General features: G+C 64.6%; 1 protein-coding gene. It reads right to left on the reverse strand.

Annotated elements, in window-relative coordinates; genetic code table 11:
• Nucleotides 1-156: 156 nt before the first annotated feature.
• Nucleotides 157-852 (reverse strand): hypothetical protein, encoded by a 696-nt coding sequence (locus ACGF5C_RS35100; protein WP_393308770.1) that lies wholly within the window; start codon nucleotides 850-852, stop codon nucleotides 157-159.
• Nucleotides 853-1,096: the final 244 nt, after the last annotated feature.

Below are 1,096 nucleotides of genomic sequence, written 5' to 3' on the forward strand. Positions count from 1 at the left end.
TCCGCCGCTACATCATCTGGCGGAACAAGCACGCCACCGACAAACGCCTCAGCCAGGTAGTCAACAGGGCCAACATTGCCTGACGCGGCACTAGGTCGTCACCGGTGGCGCGTACCCGCCGGACCAGCTCAGCTGCTTCACCGGTTGCACCCCGGTCTAACAGCAGCGCAGCGAGCATGCATCGGCAACGGTTCTCAACAGCGCGGCACCTTGACGCAGCATGGCCTCCGCTTCGACCTGTCGATGCGGCACCTTCAGCAAGAGCGAGCCGAGGATCGGCAGAGAACCGGTGTCGCCGGCCGCAACCTGGCGACGGCGATGCTCGATCGCTTCACTGAGCTCGCGGGGCTCGCCGTGGTTGTGCAGGAAGGTCGCATACATCGTCAACGCGTCGACGCTGCCGGACTCGATGGCCACCGTGAACAACACTCGAGCTTCGGCCGTGTCGCCCTGCCGGGCGCGCAGCGCCGCCAAAGACGCCAACGACTGAACGTCACCGGCTGTGATCGCCGCCCGATACACGGCCTCCATCGCAGCGTGGTCCTCCCTAATACCCGGCCAGTTGACCAGCTTCACGACGGCCCGGTGGTCTCCGACTTCTGCCGCCTTGCGGTACAGGGCCTCTGCCACTGCGTGTTCGCCCTTGGCCGACATCTCTTCCGCGGCTTGGACCAGAGCAGCGATCGCCCGTGACCGGCTTGCTCTGCGGAACGCCCCACGCGCGTACTCTGCGGCAAACGCTTCGGCATAGGAGGACGGCAAGCGATCGACGATGGCTGACCATCGCGCCCATAAACCCATACCGCCGATTCTGGCAACACCGTGCACGTTGCGGTATCCGCAGTTCTGCATTGCGGATGGATCTGGACTACCCGATGCGTCCAGCGACTCGAGTCCTCTACGCACTCATCTCGGCATGTTGGTGCGCCGCGGTTCGGAGACCAGCACCCTTTCGCCGACACAGACGGTGACGAGCCCGCCAGCGACCGCGCGCCTTGACAGCGGCATGTGCGGATGTTTGATGGACGTCTGAAGCAGGGTGGGTCACCGCCGGGCTACGAGACCTTGGTGAAGTTCATGTCCATCCAGTGCAGCC

It is taken from the genome of Micromonospora sp. NPDC047620 (assembly GCF_043205005.1).
GTDB lineage: Bacteria > Actinomycetota > Actinomycetes > Mycobacteriales > Micromonosporaceae > Micromonospora.